The 15,424-nt window shown below is 42.1% G+C and carries 14 protein-coding genes, 3 pseudogenes and 1 riboswitch; of the genes and pseudogenes, 5 read left to right on the forward strand and 12 right to left on the reverse strand.

Going from position 1 to position 15,424, the window contains the following annotated elements; all coding sequences use genetic code 11:
• From AVZ68_RS20045 to AVZ68_RS18705, 5 genes and pseudogenes are all read right to left on the reverse strand, one after another.
• Nucleotides 1-81 (reverse strand): annotated as a pseudogene (locus AVZ68_RS20045) (IS200/IS605 family transposase); the annotation flags it as partial.
• 146 nt (nucleotides 82-227) lie between these two features.
• Nucleotides 228-446, reverse strand: a pseudogene (locus tag AVZ68_RS18690) (MFS transporter); the annotation flags it as partial.
• Nucleotides 447-611: 165 nt separating this feature from the next.
• Nucleotides 612-1,424 (reverse strand): TIGR03943 family putative permease subunit, encoded by an 813-nt coding sequence (locus AVZ68_RS18695; protein ID WP_059106096.1) that lies wholly within the window; start codon nucleotides 1,422-1,424, stop codon nucleotides 612-614.
• 3 nt (nucleotides 1,425-1,427) lie between these two features.
• Entirely contained in the window at nucleotides 1,428-2,423 is a 996-nt protein-coding gene (locus AVZ68_RS18700) for a permease (protein ID WP_059106097.1), read from the reverse strand.
• 375 nt (nucleotides 2,424-2,798) lie between these two features.
• Nucleotides 2,799-4,193: a metal ABC transporter solute-binding protein, Zn/Mn family gene (locus AVZ68_RS18705; protein ID WP_059106098.1), complete on the reverse strand. Its 1,395-nt coding sequence runs from the start codon at nucleotides 4,191-4,193 to the stop codon at nucleotides 2,799-2,801.
• A gap of 597 nt (nucleotides 4,194-4,790) precedes the next feature.
• Here AVZ68_RS18705 and AVZ68_RS18710 point away from each other — a divergent pair.
• The 5 genes from AVZ68_RS18710 (at nucleotide 4,791) to AVZ68_RS18730 (ending at nucleotide 9,219) form a co-directional block, all read left to right on the forward strand.
• Entirely contained in the window at nucleotides 4,791-5,918 is a 1,128-nt protein-coding gene (locus AVZ68_RS18710) for a YibE/F family protein (protein WP_059106099.1), read from the forward strand.
• On the forward strand, nucleotides 5,915-6,688 hold the full coding sequence (locus AVZ68_RS18715) for a YibE/F family protein (protein ID WP_059106100.1): 774 nt from the start codon (nucleotides 5,915-5,917) through the stop codon (nucleotides 6,686-6,688). Before AVZ68_RS18710 ends, AVZ68_RS18715 begins: the two co-directional genes overlap by 4 nt.
• A gap of 10 nt (nucleotides 6,689-6,698) precedes the next feature.
• Nucleotides 6,699-7,088: a fluoride efflux transporter CrcB gene (crcB, locus tag AVZ68_RS18720; protein ID WP_059106101.1), complete on the forward strand. Its 390-nt coding sequence runs from the start codon at nucleotides 6,699-6,701 to the stop codon at nucleotides 7,086-7,088.
• Nucleotides 7,089-7,168: 80 nt separating this feature from the next.
• Nucleotides 7,169-7,573, forward strand: a complete 405-nt coding sequence (locus tag AVZ68_RS18725) for a fluoride efflux transporter FluC (protein WP_245628184.1) — start codon at nucleotides 7,169-7,171, stop codon at nucleotides 7,571-7,573.
• A gap of 806 nt (nucleotides 7,574-8,379) precedes the next feature.
• A complete protein-coding gene (locus AVZ68_RS18730) occupies nucleotides 8,380-9,219 on the forward strand; it encodes a DUF4037 domain-containing protein (RefSeq protein WP_059106103.1) in 840 nt (279 codons plus the stop codon).
• Nucleotides 9,220-9,409: 190 nt separating this feature from the next.
• On the opposite strand, the gene mgtE is transcribed toward AVZ68_RS18730, so the two are convergent.
• The 7 genes and pseudogenes from mgtE to AVZ68_RS18765 all read right to left on the reverse strand — a co-directional run.
• Complete coding sequence (gene mgtE, locus AVZ68_RS18735; protein WP_059106104.1) at nucleotides 9,410-10,771, reverse strand: magnesium transporter; 1,362 nt, start codon at nucleotides 10,769-10,771, stop codon at nucleotides 9,410-9,412.
• Between the two features lie 241 nt (nucleotides 10,772-11,012).
• A riboswitch (M-box (ykoK) riboswitch) is annotated at nucleotides 11,013-11,178 on the reverse strand.
• 238 nt (nucleotides 11,179-11,416) lie between these two features.
• Nucleotides 11,417-11,689, reverse strand: a complete 273-nt coding sequence (locus AVZ68_RS18740; protein ID WP_059106105.1) for an iron-sulfur cluster biosynthesis family protein — start codon at nucleotides 11,687-11,689, stop codon at nucleotides 11,417-11,419.
• Between the two features lie 15 nt (nucleotides 11,690-11,704).
• Nucleotides 11,705-12,124, reverse strand: a complete 420-nt coding sequence (locus tag AVZ68_RS18745) for a protein-tyrosine phosphatase family protein (RefSeq protein WP_059106106.1) — start codon at nucleotides 12,122-12,124, stop codon at nucleotides 11,705-11,707.
• A 17-nt stretch (nucleotides 12,125-12,141) separates the two neighbouring features.
• Complete coding sequence (trxB, locus tag AVZ68_RS18750; RefSeq protein ID WP_059106109.1) at nucleotides 12,142-13,101, reverse strand: thioredoxin-disulfide reductase; 960 nt, start codon at nucleotides 13,099-13,101, stop codon at nucleotides 12,142-12,144.
• 14 nt (nucleotides 13,102-13,115) lie between these two features.
• On the reverse strand, nucleotides 13,116-14,882 hold the full coding sequence (arsA, locus tag AVZ68_RS18755) for an arsenical pump-driving ATPase (protein ID WP_059106107.1): 1,767 nt from the start codon (nucleotides 14,880-14,882) through the stop codon (nucleotides 13,116-13,118).
• The gene (arsD, locus tag AVZ68_RS18760; RefSeq protein WP_059106108.1) at nucleotides 14,882-15,256 is read right to left on the reverse strand and encodes an arsenite efflux transporter metallochaperone ArsD; all 375 of its coding nucleotides are present in this window, start codon (nucleotides 15,254-15,256) and stop codon (nucleotides 14,882-14,884) included. Before arsD ends, arsA begins: the two co-directional genes overlap by 1 nt.
• A gap of 82 nt (nucleotides 15,257-15,338) precedes the next feature.
• Nucleotides 15,339-15,424 (reverse strand): annotated as a pseudogene (locus tag AVZ68_RS18765) (arsenate reductase); the annotation flags it as partial.

Genomic DNA, 15,424 nt, shown 5'->3' on the forward strand with positions numbered 1-15,424 from the left:
GACTTCTCTACGATATTTTACAACTAGCACAAGATGGTAATACATTAAGAATACTGAATGATTATTACTATCCAATTTCATTACAACATCAGCCCTTATCTTATCTAAGACTGATTATATCAATAAGGTATGAAGTGGGCAACAAAAAGCCTTTAGGCTATCGCCTAACCGACATTCATCTCCCCCTTATCGTTGGGCTTTGCCCTTAACACGATTGAAGAGGGAGTCTTCTGTCGGAAAATGATAAAGCTCCCTGTCCAAAACTTAGTGACAATGTTCGTTAATGGCCCAATAATCCATAACCCTGCTACAGCCGCTGCTGATCCAGTCAGCTGATACACCATAATATTAATCGCTACTAGATAAATAAAATCTCCAATACTGGCAATTCCAATGGACGAAAGTAGCAGGGCGGGGTCTTTCCAAGCTTTTAAAGTTTTTGACATAAGAGCAATCTCCCAATTTGACTATTATCCCCATCGTATAAGAGTTCTTTCGTTCATCATACATTCCCTGCACCCACAAGTAGTGTTCACATTTTTTTCACCAAAATGGTATGGTGTACCACTAGTCCGAAAGTTGAACTCTAACGCTGTGGGTTCCTGCCCCTTTTAGTCACTCAACAACGTCGGGTACACATAGGGCCGTTCCGGTTCACTAATCTCACTTACCTCCGTTGCTGTTATAGAAGGGATTGTTTGACCATTCAGTTCTCTTTCTTGAACGACTCCTTTTACTTTCACCCAACCATCTACGGGAAGGAGAGCGTCGTCTCCTAAGTGTTCAACAATGAACCCATAGCCAATGGAATCAGCTGCACAACATGTAAAAGCGAAACGGCCAACAGTAAACTCAGTTGGTTCCAATGCTTCATCATGATAGATGAACCCACTCAATTCGACTTCTACACCGATGTATTGATCCAATTGAAAATGAAGCAACCCAAGCACATCCATGAAGGACTCATCGCCGACAAGCATGCCTTCCTCATTTTTTATCGAATGCTCCACATTGTTGTAATAGCTTTCATAATAATCGACATTCGTTTCCAGCATTTCTTCTGACACCGGAAACGTGTACGAGACTCCTTTTAACTCAGCCATTTTTGTTGAAAGTACGTAGTCAGGCAGGAAAAAGCCAATGGCTAGTACCATCGTTAACAAAAGCAGCGTGAGTTTCTCCCCTTTTCCCACCTTTTTCTTTTGACAATCGCAAGCAAGTTCTTGTTTATCGGAAGTGCTACGCCAAATTTGCGTGATTGCGAGCAGGTAAAAAAGAATCACTCCTCCCATTACAATCGGACGCATCATTGGGGAAATATAATAATCGAGGGATCCATTCAATACCATCGCCAAAATTAGTAACCCAAACCCTAAAAACAAAATCCCTGAAAAATAATCCAAATGCTTCTTTTGATTTTTCATTGCTTACGCACCTCCCCAAGTCCCCAGTATCCACATTGCTAAATAAACAACCCCACTAACAATAAGATGAAACCAGATGATAAAGCGCCATTTAAACATACCAGCCATCATCAACGTGTTTTTCAAGTCAAGCATAGGGCCAAGTAGTAAGAAAGCAAGGGTGGCTTCAAACGAGAAGGCTCTTCCAAACGATGCCGCAATAAAAGCATCTGCCTCTGAACATAATGACAAGAAATACCCTAACCCCATCATCATTCCGATCCCAAGCGTTGTAGAATCCCCTGTGTAAGCGAGCCAGTCCCTCGCCAAAAAAACTTGGAACAAGCTTGCTAAAAAAGCACCAATAATAAAGAACCGCACCATAAACAAAAAATCGTCCGCTGTATGATTCACGATACTCATCAAGCCTTTTCGATGATGATGATCCTTCTCTTCACGTGGTTCACCCTTGAGCACATCGCTTCCTCGTTGATTTCGGAAAAGGAAATACATCATGAGGGCAATGACACACGTACATAGAAGGGCCATTCCCATGCGCCAACCAACCATCGTTGCATCCATTCTAAATGCAAAGTAGGTAGAAGCAGCCACTATCGGGTTTAAGATCGGCGCAGCGGTCATAAAGGCAACCGCCACATGGATCGGGACCCCTTTACGGATAAAGTGGCGAATAACAGGGACAATTGCACACTCGCAGATTGGCAATAGACACGCTAATAGGAGAGCTGGAAGAAGGCTTAAGACTGGATGTTTTGGTATCCACTTTGCGATATGTTCTGCCTTTACATATAACCCAATAACTGCTGAAAACAAGGCACCGACTAATAGAAATGGGAGCGCCTCAAGCAGAATACTAATGAAAATGGTCAAAAACGCTGTTATTTCTTCTGGTACATAGCTTGTCCATTCCGCATATTTAAGAGCAGGGAATGCGATAAACAAAGCAAACAGTAGAGTTATGAATCCAAATCCAATCAAATCATAAATAAATGTACGCATCCACTCACCCTTTTTTCTGTTCTAGTTTTATTCTATAAGGGGAGGACTTGCTTTAGAACGTAATGGTTCTGATTTCATAATTTTTGTATCTCAAACTTTCGGCGTTGAAAAAAACATAGTGAACCTCTGTTGCTTATTGGGGGGAGAGAAGCCTGGGGATTGCCGCGTATCTTGTCGGAATGAGGCTCGACCCTATCGAGGATAGCTGCACATCATTCCGTTATACTGGTTGATGAGAAGCACTTTTTAGCCTGAAAGTTGAGTGATATCGTAAAAAGAGTCCCCTTACATCAGGAACCCTTGGTTGAGTCTTATTGAAAATTTCTCCAAAAAACGAAGAGCTTTGCAGGTCTTCCTGCAAAGCTCTTCGTTGGTTCAGTCAGCATCCAAAACGGTGCGAAGTGTTTCAATGTTGTCCTTCATCAAAGAGAAATAATCCGCCCCCGCTTCTACGTCTTCCTCGGTTAACGCTTCAAGCGGGTGAATGTGAAGGGCTTCAGCTCCTAGATGGTCTTGAACCGTTTCAGCGACAGCTGGAGTAATATTGGGTTCAAACAAGACATGTTCAAGTCCTAACTCTTCTGCTTGTTCAATGGTCTCCACTAGCTGACTCTGCGATGGTTCGTTTGTAGGAGAAATGCCAGCTATACCCATTTGGTTAATACCATAACGCTCTTCCCAGTACCCGTACCCAGCATGAGAAACGATAAATGTATCAATGGTTGCTTGTTCTGCAAGTTCTTGGAACTCTTGATCTAGCTCACCAAATTCTGCCTTCAATGTTTCAAAGTTTTCTTCAAAGTACTCTTCTTGCTCCGGCATCATGTCGACTAATAAGTCTTTAATCTGCTCAGCCATTCCCACGGACAGCACCGGGTCCAACCAAACATGTGGGTCGTAATCTCCATGCTCATGGCCGTGGTCATGATCGTCCTCATGATCATCAATGGCAATGGTCACCGGCTCACTTTGCGCCACTACTTCATGGTCATCCCCAAACAGTTTCGCTTTGATTTGTTGGCCCTCTTCTTCAGCTGTACCTTCATACGTATCCGTGCCATTATCAGGCACCACTTCCCACGCTTCTTCATCTTCAGGATCTTCATCTGGTGCTAGCGTGTACCAATGCCAGTCATCATGTCCACTTTCTTCCTCCTCAGATGCGGACAGCTGCACGTCGTCACCAGAATGGTAATGGTCGCTCAAGCCGTCAATATCAACCGAGCCCGCACCCGTTTCGCCGTGCTCATGGTCATCCTCATGGCTGTGATCGTCATGCTCGTGATCATCCTCATGGCTGTGGTCATCATGCTCCTCATCATGCTCATGGCTATGGTCGTCGTGCTCGTGATCATCACGATCATGGCTATGATCGTGGTCATGGCTGTCTTCAATCAACTCAACCCCATCACTCGCTTCAAGAATCTCTACACCTTCATTTTCAACCGCATTGACAATGCTGTCAGCAAAAGCTTCGACTCCAGCACCATTGTAAATAAACGCATCCGCGTCCGTTACGGCCATCATTTCGTTTGGCGTTGGTTCATATGTATGTGCGTCTGCGCCAACGGGAACGACATTCGCGACATCAACATAATCTCCCCCAATTTTCTTCGTCCAATCTTCCAATGGAAAAATGGATGTCATAATCGTTAGCTTCTCTTCACTTCCTTGTTCTTCCTCCGCCTCATTTGATGAATCTGTACCTGCATTAGAGCACGCATTTAAAAACAAGACAGCAACACTTGCAGTAGCAATTGATTTCTTCAAACCACTAAACCCCTTTCGTAATTGTTACGATTTAAAAAAAGACAAAAAAATAAAACGGTACCAGCTTGCTTTTTTCACCCCAAGTATTTGCTCTTTATGGGCGAGTTCACGAAACGCAATTTAAGTAAATTCAAAATTGCGCTTAGCCAAACTGTTCAAACCCTTTCCTTAGACTTATTATGAAAGAAACTTCATCGACTCTTCCAAAAAGATAAATCAAATCGTAATTATTACGAATTATATCACCTCCTTCTTTTTCTTGCAAGTATTAATTAAGAATGGAGTCCCCTTTCTCAAGTGACGCCTTGACGGCAAGCTTACGCAAAAATTGAGATACAGTGCGCCTTTCCTTTTTACAACGGTTTTACACTCTCTCCCTTCGCTAGCGCTTAGTATCAGACAATTGAGCGGGCAACACGATGGTTTTTTCCAAAGCCAATTTCCCACCCCCTCCCACCGCTAGCCTACGCTCTTCACGGATTTTGTTGACCTTTCACGCTCGCTCTTGTTATTCTAAGCTTATTCTTAGCGCAGTTGGACGCCTTGCACACAGCCATGTTCTTGTTGATATTTGGAGGTTTTTTGGGATGTTCTGTTATGATTCATAAACTAAAAGGAGTATCATCCAAACAGGTTCTTTTCTATTCCGTGCTTGCATTTGTTTTTTTGGCTTCCGTCTTATTCGTTCATCACAATCATGCATTTTATGAACGCCCCATAGCAGAAGTGGTTGAAACGAACTTGGAGGATTCCACTGAGATCGTTGATATGAACGAAAACGTTGATTATCTGTTCACACAATCGATCATAGCGGAATTAAAGAATGGGGAAAATGAAGGACAGGTTGTCTATTTAGAAAATGAGTATTCTTTATCAGGAGCCTATGATCAAGAATATGGCGTGGGAAACGAATTGTTTGTTTGGGTTGATCCACCTTCAGAAGAAAGTGAAGATTTGACTGGCACGGTAACCGATGTAAAGCGCGATACACAGATGTTACTAGTTGCTTGGGTCTTCATCTTTACGTTGCTTATTATTGGAAAGAAGCAAGGATTTTTTTCTATTGTCAGTCTTGTCTTCAATGCGTTGTTGCTTTCCTTTGCATTGGATCTATACGTGAATACAACGGTTAGTTTGATACTCCTATGTGGCCTGAGCGCCGTTTTGTTTACCGTCATTACATTATTATTAGTAAACGGAGCGAACGAAAAAACATATACCGCTATTTTGGCCACCTTGACGGGAACGTTTTCATTGATGTCTATTGCTTGCTTTGTTATGTGGGTGGCTCCTGAAGGCGGCCTTCGCTATGAAGAAATGCAGTTCTTAACACGGCCTCATGAAGTCGTTTTTCTGGCAGGAGTCTTAATTGGATCTCTAGGAGCAGTCATGGATGTTGCCATCACAATGTCAGCGTCTATCTTTGGCATCTATGAAAAAAACAACACCATTTCTGCAAAAGCATTAAAAGACTCAGGGATGGAAATTGGAAAAGACATTATGGGGACGATGACCAATATCTTATTTTTTGCCTATATCAGCGGTTCCATTCCGGTACTTATTTTGTATTTACAAAATGATTCACCTTTAGGGTTTACGTTCTCCATGAACCTTTCTTTGGAATTGGCGCGTGCATTAGCCGGTGGCATTGGCATTGTCTTGACCATTCCCATTGCTCTCTATATCTCTATTTTCTTCGTTAATCGAAAGCGGGCGAAACAATGAATGTTTTAGTATGGTTGGGAATTATTTTATTTTTGTTGATGATGCTCGTAGGCGGTAAAAAAGGCGCGCGTTCTTTTTTTACTCTATTTCTTAACTTTGGTGTGCTTTTTATCACCATCATTTTCATGACACAGCCGCAATATAACCCCATTGTCCTAACATTGATTGCCTGCACAATCATCAGCGCCATCACCTTATTTTTTACTAACAGCATAAACAGTAAAACGGTAACGGCCTTTCTTTCTACGATGATCACAACCATTCTCTTGCTTGGGCTCATTTTTGTTGTAACGGAATATGCCATGATTCAAGGATTTGGCGAGGAAGAAATCGAGGAACTTAGTATGTTTTCCATTTATGTTGGGGTGGATTTTGTAAAAATTGGGGCGTCGGTTATAATCATGAGTACCATAGGAGCCATTGCTGATACAGCCATTTCCATTACATCCCCTATGCATGAGATTTCTAACCATGCCCCTACCATGAGCAAGAGTGCTTTGTTTTCCTCAGGGATAAGTATCGGCAAAGATATTTTAGGGACCAGTGCGAACACATTATTTTTTGCCTTTTTTGGAGGCTACCTGGCATTGCTCATATGGTTTAAAGATTTATCTTATTCTTTTGGACAAATCGTCAACTCAAAGGTGTTTAGTGCAGAGATCATGACGATCCTTTGTGCGGGTACAGGGGTTGCATTAATCATTCCAATTACTTCTTGGGTCACTGCATCCCACTTGGTCAAAACACGAAGAAAAGGGAGAGAAAGGTAGTTGAACGCGTGTGAACATCCTTCTCTTATCAATTGGTGGGGGAGTCGGTGCCATTTGCCGTTATTTGCTGGGGCTGGCGATGATGAAAAAATACCCTCATCCCCCGATTCCTATCGCCATGCTTTTCGTGAATGTCACCGGCTCTTTCGGACTCGGGCTTTTTTTCGGGGCTTATTTTGGGCTTATTCCGGCCCATGTCTCCGATGATCGATGGTTTTTGGGCTTAGGGGTCGGTTTTTTTGGAGCGTTTACGACCTTTTCCACTTTCAGCATGGAAGCGATGCACCTGTTGCGAGAGAGACAAAACAAAGAAGCCTTTATCTATATTACGGGTTCGTTGATTGGGAGCCTCATCGCTTTTGCCTTTGGGTATTTCTTAGGTCTTTCGATCGCCAGTTGAGCGCTACAGAAAGGACAAGCTGTTGTTCCATTTGAAGGCACTGTTGGAGGATGCTTCTTCTTGGAAAGGAAGTAATTGTAGTGAACACCCTAACGATTCAGATACTTGCTGTTGGTGTAGGAGGGGCTATTGGAACGCTTCTTCGCTTTTTCACAAACCACTTCACCTTATTTACCACGTACCCATTAGGTACACTCATCGAGAACATCCTTGCTAGCTTTTTACTCGGTTGCTTCACCGGGTGGTTCTTGGTTCGAAAGGTACCGGACTGGCTGAGAGTAAGTCTTGGTGTTGGCCTCTGCGGGAGCTATTCCACGATGTCGACCTTTGCCGCAGATACACTCTTTATGCTTCAGCACCAATCCCCACTCTCGTCACTCGGTTATCTTGCTCTTTCCGTTTTTGGAGGGATTGGCTTCGCCTTGTTTGGCTACCTCTTCGGTCAGCGGCTGGGCGAACGCAATGAAAAAAAACACTATAGCTAATTGAATAAATGTGTATGTTATCCTTTAGATAAACAATGAGTAGATTTTTAACCCAGAAAGGAGAAAGATGTACAGTTAGAGATACGGAACTACTTGCCGATCCTTTGCTTTTTTGGTATCTTTTAAGTATAGGCAAAAGCGCAATTGACATATACTAAAAGACCCCCTGACTGTTTGTAGCAGCCAGAGGGAACAGAACAAGTCCCGAAAGGGGCGAAGTTCACTCAGGAAGAGTAACCACCCCACCGATTGGGAGTCGCAGGGGTGGTTACTTTTTTTCGTTGGCATCCTTTGTTATCCGGTACACTAACGTAGCAACCGCTACGATCAGCATTGCTGTATCGTAAGATATGAACATAGGAGGCGTTCACCTCCTCCCCACCGTCAGCAACGATAAGCCGTGACTAGTTGGAAGTTTAACGGTGAACTCCCACCCCTGTGAGAGCTTATTCTGTTGTCCTCATTATATCAAACTCACCTATTAAAGCTGTAACTATGCGCACTTTTATACTACACTTTTCCCGTAAAACATACTGTTAGAAAAAAAGAAGAAAGAGGGGAAATTGCAGACTCTATTCATCTCGGTTTTGATAAAAAAGAGTAATTTAGTTTCAATAACAAATAAATATCAAATCGGATCTTCAATTATCCGGTGCGTTTCTGCAATAAGCAGAGACGCTTCTTTTACATTTTTAACCCAAATAAAAGGGAATTAGTGTTAACATTAAAATAGAGCATAGAAAGATATTAAAGTATTGGGGAGTTTAGTGTAATAATCAAAAATCATTTTTAAAGGGAGAAGTGCTATGGATTTAAATATATTTGCCTCAGAAATAGCAAAAATTTATGAAAAAAATCCAAATGTTGAAGCTGTCTTATTAGGTGGTTCTGTATCAAGGAACTGGTATGATAAATATTCAGATATTGAAATTTTTGTTTTTTGGAAGGAGTCCCCAACAAATGAGGATAGATTAACTCCAATCAAGAAATTAAAAGGGGATATCATCGATTTTCACCCTTATGAAGATGAGGAATGGTCAGAAACATATATAACTGAAGGTGTAAAAGTAGAAATAAGTAATTTTCTAACCGATACAATTAACAAAATGATAAATGATGTTATATTATCTTTTGATACAGATTTAGATAAACAATGTATAGTAGCTACGGTTCATTATGGAGTGTCACTTAGTGGCGATTTACTTATTAATACTTTGAAAGATAAAGTTAATAATTACCCAAAAGAGTTAAGTATAGCAATGATAAAAGAAAATATTCATTTAGGTAACAGATGGAATAATCGTGAAGCTTTGCTCAATCGTATGGATTGGTTAATGCTTTATAAAGTAATAGTAGCTGTTCAAACGAATATAATGGGCATGCTGTTTGGATTAAACGGCCTATATGTTCATCACCCTGCTTTTAAGTGGCAAAAACAAACACTAGAATCAATGGCAATTGCCCCAGAAAATATCGTAAATCGTTTAGATTCCATTTTTATGGATAACCCTTCAATTTCAATAAGAGAATTAGAAATAATAATTCAAGAATTGTATGAACTAATAAAACAAAAACATCCTCAAATAGATTTGTCCTCAGTTATAGATAAATCATTATTTTTGAGACCAAAGAATGAAATCAATTAAAAACCTTGTTGAACTATCGGATGCGTTAGTTGAACAAGCATAAGTGTTTTTTTTGAATAAGTCATATTGTTGTTATTCCATTAAAGGGCGCTTTTCCAGCTTCTGTTCGTTTGATGATGATCATAAGCTAGCTAGAAGAGAAGCCCTTCTCGATGCGAGAAGGGCTTCTCTTCAGAAGTGACCTCTGTCCCTATAAGAAATCTAGAAGGGCTGTCGCAATTGAAAAATAAATGAGTAAGCCAAGAATATCGTTGACCGTTGTTATAAATGGCCCGGATGCAATGGCTGGATCAAGTTTTAATTTGTTAATGATGAGTGGAACAGTGGCCCCAACAATCGTCGCGATACTCAAGGTTAGAAAAATCGAAACGCCAACAATGAAGGCTAGCAACCAGTTTCCATGAATAAAAGTAACCGTAATGCCTAAAACAAGCATACAAATCAACCCAAGCATTACGCCCGTGCCGAATTCACGGCGAATCATTTTGCCAACACCCTTTTTGTTAATCGTCCCTAGGGCAAGGCCTCGAACCGCAACCGCCAATGACTGTGTGCCTGTGTTCCCGGCCGAGTCCATGATCAACGGGATAAAGGCAGCAAGAAGCACAATCGCTTCCAATGTTTCCTCAAATTGTCCAATGACTTCGGCTGTAATAAGGCCGAAAAACATTAGAAGGATAATCCACGGCGCACGTTTTCTTGCAGCAGTAAAGGCCGTCACATTTACATCCGTTGCGCCTCTGGAAGCAGAAAATTCTCCTAAATCTTCCGTTGCTTCTTCCTCAAGGACATCGATAATATCATCAACCGTCACAATCCCCGCAAGCGTTCCTTTCGCTGTTACGACGGGCACAGCTAAAAAATCATACTTTTGAATGACTTTTGCTACTTCTTCCTGATCTGCCGTGTCTGAAACGGAGACCACCCTAGTACTCATAAGATGTTCGACGATTTCGTGTTCAGGGGCAATAATCAAGTCTCTCAATGAAACAACACCAACCAACGTTTCTTCACGATCAACAACATAGAGATAGTAAATCGTCTCCGCTTCTGGACCCAACTGCCGAAGTTGTCGAATAACGTCCGATGCCTTCGCAGCGGAAGAGACGCGAATAAACTCTTTTGTCATAATCGCCCCTGCCGTTTCCGGCTCATAGGCTAACAGTTCCTTGACCTCTTCTGCTTCCACTTTGTCCATCGAATTTAAAATCGTTTCAACATTGACATCTTGAGCCTCAGCTAAAAAGTCAGCGACATCATCGGCATACATCGTATTAAACATTTCAGCTGCATAGGTTTTATCCAACTCTTTCACGACTTTTTCCTGGTCTATGCTATCGAGGCCTTGGAAAATCTCCGCAAATTCCTCAGGTGTAAGAAAGTGATGAACCAATTTCTGACTTCCTGACTCAAATGTCATAAAAATCTCTATTTGCTCGGTTGGGTGTAACACTAGAAATAACTCACGGAATTGTTCACGGTCTTCAACCTGCAAACCCTTTAGAATCTGTTTCGCGTATTCTTCGCGCTTTTGGTTATTTAGCTTAACCATAGTGAATCCTCCTTTAGGAGAATCCATTTACCGCTTCACGAAAGACGAGTGGAAATGGATCTCCTGACATGACTTATTGTTTTTTTGTCGCTTCATTTCTATACTGTCTTTCATTGAATCTGGTTCGGGGGAACTATCCACTTCCCTCACCTCCCTTACTTAAACAAAATAAAAAACACCTTCTACGGATAGAGGGTGTTTCACACAAATTCAAACCGCATTGCAAATAGAATACGCAACACGTACACCTCCATTCGTAGAGCTTTAGCACTGTGCGGCATAGGACAAAGCCAGCTACATTAAAAACCACCTTATGTCGATGGTTTCTGTTGACCCATTGGCGTCTTTGGACGTTTTTGGGCAGTAGCGTATCTCCTGCACAGGAGCCTCACCTAACGAGGTTTTATTTAATTACATGGATGACTTTACAGACTTAACCTCCAAATGTCAACCTTTTTTTACTTTTTTCTAAGAGTATTATTATTTGTTATTATTGAATTGTCATGTTTTATTACAGGGAGAGGTCTGGGAGGCTTAAACATTAAGCCGTTTCACCGGTACCGATAAAAAAGACAGGCGGAAGACATTAATAAAAACGCCACTCCTCTAAAAAAGAATCGTGGCGTTTCCATACTCTTATACTTGTCAGCAATTACTTTCAGGCAGCCCTTTTAAAATTAAATTTCCATTTTGAAAATCTAAAGAGACGTTTTCCGCCATCTCTCTTACACTCCCATCAATTGCCACTTTTATGCCGTTGACTTCTTTAATTTCATCCCCTGCTTCAGCCGCATCAAGTGATACCCCGAACTGCGGACCGCAACAACCCTGGCCTGCGGAGTAAAAACGAATTCCCTCTGCGTTTTCTTGTTCCATTGATTGTTGCAATACCTCTTTAGCTGCTTCTGTAATCATCATCGTACCTTCCTCCTCTTAATTATAAAGACGTCCAAGCGTCTCTTTCATCTCTGGCTTGATGGAAATTTCGGGACGGATTGAAACGGCCTTTTCTTCTGCTTCTTTTATTGAATGGGCTAGCCCTAACTCAAGAAGCAAGCCAATGGCAACTGTCCCGGTCCGATTCTTCCCCCCTGAACAATGAAAGTAAACCGAATTCCCTTGATCATACTCTTTTTTCACAGTACGGATAGCGGTTTTAACCGAATCATCCTGTTTGTCTGCATCATCAATAATAGGCAAATGCACACGTTTACCGGTTTTATCTTCATCTGATGATTCAGCACGCAAATCAAAAACCTTATTAATTTCATGTGTCTTTGCCACTTCTTCTGCACTTGCTGCGCCTCCGATAAAAACGAGGTTCGGAATTAATTCTTGATAGTGTTTAGTCATATTGTCCTCCAACTGTTTTACTCTGAGAGCGTTTGGCTCCAATCAAGTGTTGATTCTCCCTCAAGATAATGCTCAACGTCCAATGCAGCCATACACCCAGTACCTGCGGCAGTAATCGCCTGCTTATAGGTTACATCTTGCACATCGCCACAAGCAAAGATCCCTGGGACGGATGCTTTTGTCGTTCCAGGCTTTACCACTACATACCCGCTCTCGTCAAGCTCAATCTTATCTTTTAGAAAAGCCGTATTCGGTATATGGCCAATTGCAAGGAAGAAACCATCGGTTTCAATAACCTCTTCTTCACCTGAATCATTATCGACCACTTTTACACCGGTGACTTTTCCATTATCCGAGAGGATTTCTGTGGTGGTTTTATTAAGGGCCCATTTAATTTTTTGATTCTCTTTGGCTCTATTTTGCATGATCTTAGATGCACGAAGCTCGTTGCGCCGATGAATCACGGTAACCTCATCCGCAAATTTTGTTAGAAAACTAGCTTCTTCCATCGCCGAATCTCCACCGCCTACAACAACAACTTTACGTCCTCTGTAGAAAAAGCCGTCACAGGTCGCGCATGTACTAACCCCTTGGCCAAAGTTTTCTTTTTCTCCAGGCACGCCTAACCATCTGGCAGATGCCCCCGTTGAAATAATAAGAGCCTCCGCTTCAAGCTCTTCTTTCCCATTTACAGTCACCCGGAATGGGCGAGATTCCGTTTGTACATCTGTCATCCAACCAGTTTTAAACGTTGCGCCAAAACGTTCGGCTTGTTTGCGCATATTGTCCATGAGCTCTGGACCCGTAATGCCCTCTATGAATCCAGGGAAATTCTCAACTTCCGTTGTGAGGGTTAGCTGCCCACCGGGCTCTTGTCCTTCAATAACCAATGGATTCATGTCTGCGCGCGCCAAATAAATAGCTGCTGTTAATCCTGCTGGTCCTGTTCCAACGATGACGACTTTGTGTTTTTCCATTGTTGTTTCCTCCGTCATTTAAGCAATAGATCCTTCATTTTAGAATAGCCAATCATATCTTCTTTTTGCCACGGTAATAAAATGGTGTTCGATGCAAGTCTCTCGTTCACTTCTTTAATCCATCTCTTTTCATTGTTTGCTTTCGTTCGCAAATTTGGTTCCTCTGTATCTGTGCCAAACAAGCTTTGATTAATAATCCATGTCGTGGGGTAAATATCAGCTCGTTTTAGATCATTCTGCAAGCGTTCAGCTTCATGGACAGGCGTGGCTTCTGGCAACGTAATGAGCAGCACATCGGTCTCAGCCTGGTTTCTCAAGCGTGGCAATAGATTTTTCACACTCTCGGGAATTTCACCTGTAGAACGTTCCAACTCCTTATGATAAGACTGCGAGGCATCAAGTAATAACAGGGTATGCCCTGTCGGAGCCGTATCAATAATGACAATTTCGTTATCTGCACGTGCGACAACACTTGCAAAAGCACGAAACACAGCAATTTCTTCCGTACAAGGAGACCGCAAGTCTTCCTCCATATAGGCTTTTGCTTCTTCATCTAAGTCTCCGGCTTCTGCCAGCACTTCTGCCTTATACTTTTCAACTTCTGCAACCGGATCAATGCGAGAAACACTTAAACGATCAGCACCGCTTCCTTGAAGACGATCAGTGATATGCGCTGCCGGATCTGTCGTTGTTAAATGGACATTATGGCCTTTTTCTACAAGACCAACTGCCAAAAGTGCAGCAATCGACGTCTTTCCTACTCCGCCTTTCCCCATCGTCATAATGACGCGAGTACCTTGTTGCGAGTATTTTTCCACTAATTCATTCACCGGATTCAGTTTAGCCTCACTGATTTCAACAGTTGTATCTTCAATAACGTCCATTTCCTCACCAAAAAATCGTCTAAGGTTCTCCAGGCCAGTCAGTGAATAAGCAACAAAAGGTAAACTATATACATTCAAACACTCTAAATACGAAGGCATTGCATGTAGGGCCTTTTGATGTTTATCGTAGAAGGCTTCTGAAACGCTGTCTCCTTCCAGCTTCGTATGATAAACACCGTTTACGATCAGCTTTTGATTCGTTATGCCAATGTCTTTTAGCTCCTTAGAAGCACGTTCAGCTTCTTTAAAGGAAGATCCATCCGGCCTTGAGACAAGGATTAATGTTGTTTGATCAGGACTTGAAAGAGCCTTTACTGTCTTCTCATACAATTCTTTTTTCTCGCCTAAGCCGGCAAGGGGACCTAGACATGAGGCACCATGCGTTGAGTCGTCTAAAAAACCGCTCCATGCTGTAGGGAGTTTTAATAATCTTAATGTGTGGCCAGTAGGTGCCGTGTCAAATAAAATGTGATCAAACTGCTCCATCACTGTTTCATTGGCCAGAAGGTTAGTAAACTCATCAAAGGCCGCAATTTCGACTGTACAGGCTCCAGATAATTGTTCCTCCATTTGATTAACCACAACATCAGGAAGCTTGCCACGGTATGGACCAACCATTGTTTCTTTGTAATGACGGGCCGATTCTTCAGGATCAAGATTACAGGCAAAAAGTCCTTCGACTTCTTTTACACCTTGCGGCTCGTTGGTTAACTTCATCCCAAAAACATCTTGTAAATTCGATGCTGGATCAGTACTCACGATAAGCACTTTTTCCCCAGCATCCGCAAGAGCAACAGCAGTTGCACACGCTGTCGATGTTTTCCCTACACCACCCTTTCCTGTAAAGAAAAGAAAAGGAGTTTTCACAGTGACATCTGGACTGAAAGCAGGAAACATTACTTCTCCCCCTTTACTTCCAAATTGATATTCAGCGGTTTCTTCGGCTTTTTAACAGCCAATTCTTCTGAACTGACCCCATACCACGAAGAGAACTCTTCAACAGTCGGATACTCACCCGTTTTGTATACCTCGTTATCAACTAATACTAACGGCAACGCATCGGTCCCCTTCTCATGAAGGACTTGATTGACGACCTTATTATCCGCAAAAGCTTGGGGATCATTGGCTAGGTTAAAACGGTGAACGGTTAATCCTTTTTTATTGAGTGTATGAATCACTGTTGCCAGTTCCGTTAAATTCGGATCTACAACCGGCCCGCAAACCCCAGTATCACAACACATTGCCGGATCATAAATTTCAATCTTCTGCACACTCTCCACCCCTTATATAAAAATTTACTTATATTATGATTTAAATGATAGCCGAGTAGATCGCTCTCCCCGCTATACGTTTTTACTCACCTGTTTCAGAAAAGCGCTTGATTCGTTCCCCGATTTCATCTCGCACACGTTGGAAGAATGCCCATTTTTCTTCTTCCG

It is taken from the genome of Shouchella shacheensis, assembly GCF_001484965.1.
Taxonomy (GTDB): domain Bacteria; phylum Bacillota; class Bacilli; order Bacillales; family Bacillaceae_D; genus Shouchella; species Shouchella shacheensis.

Excerpts from the sequence above, each read along its gene's own strand:
- AVZ68_RS18695 (WP_059106096.1), bottom strand. The coding sequence starts at position 1,424 with ATGAAAAATCAAAAGAAGCATTTGGATTATTTTTCAGGGATTTTGTTT.
- AVZ68_RS18700 (WP_059106097.1), bottom strand. The coding sequence starts at position 2,423 with ATGCGTACATTTATTTATGATTTGATTGGATTTGGATTCATAACTCTA.
- AVZ68_RS18710 (WP_059106099.1), top strand. The coding sequence starts at position 4,791 with ATGATTCATAAACTAAAAGGAGTATCATCCAAACAGGTTCTTTTCTAT.
- AVZ68_RS18715 (WP_059106100.1), top strand. The coding sequence starts at position 5,915 with ATGAATGTTTTAGTATGGTTGGGAATTATTTTATTTTTGTTGATGATG.
- AVZ68_RS18730 (WP_059106103.1), top strand. The coding sequence starts at position 8,380 with ATGGATTTAAATATATTTGCCTCAGAAATAGCAAAAATTTATGAAAAA.
- mgtE (WP_059106104.1), bottom strand. The coding sequence starts at position 10,771 with ATGGTTAAGCTAAATAACCAAAAGCGCGAAGAATACGCGAAACAGATT.
- AVZ68_RS18740 (WP_059106105.1), bottom strand. The coding sequence starts at position 11,689 with ATGATGATTACAGAAGCAGCTAAAGAGGTATTGCAACAATCAATGGAA.
- AVZ68_RS18745 (WP_059106106.1), bottom strand. The coding sequence starts at position 12,124 with ATGACTAAACACTATCAAGAATTAATTCCGAACCTCGTTTTTATCGGA.
- trxB (WP_059106109.1), bottom strand. The coding sequence starts at position 13,101 with ATGGAAAAACACAAAGTCGTCATCGTTGGAACAGGACCAGCAGGATTA.
- arsA (WP_059106107.1), bottom strand. The coding sequence starts at position 14,882 with ATGTTTCCTGCTTTCAGTCCAGATGTCACTGTGAAAACTCCTTTTCTT.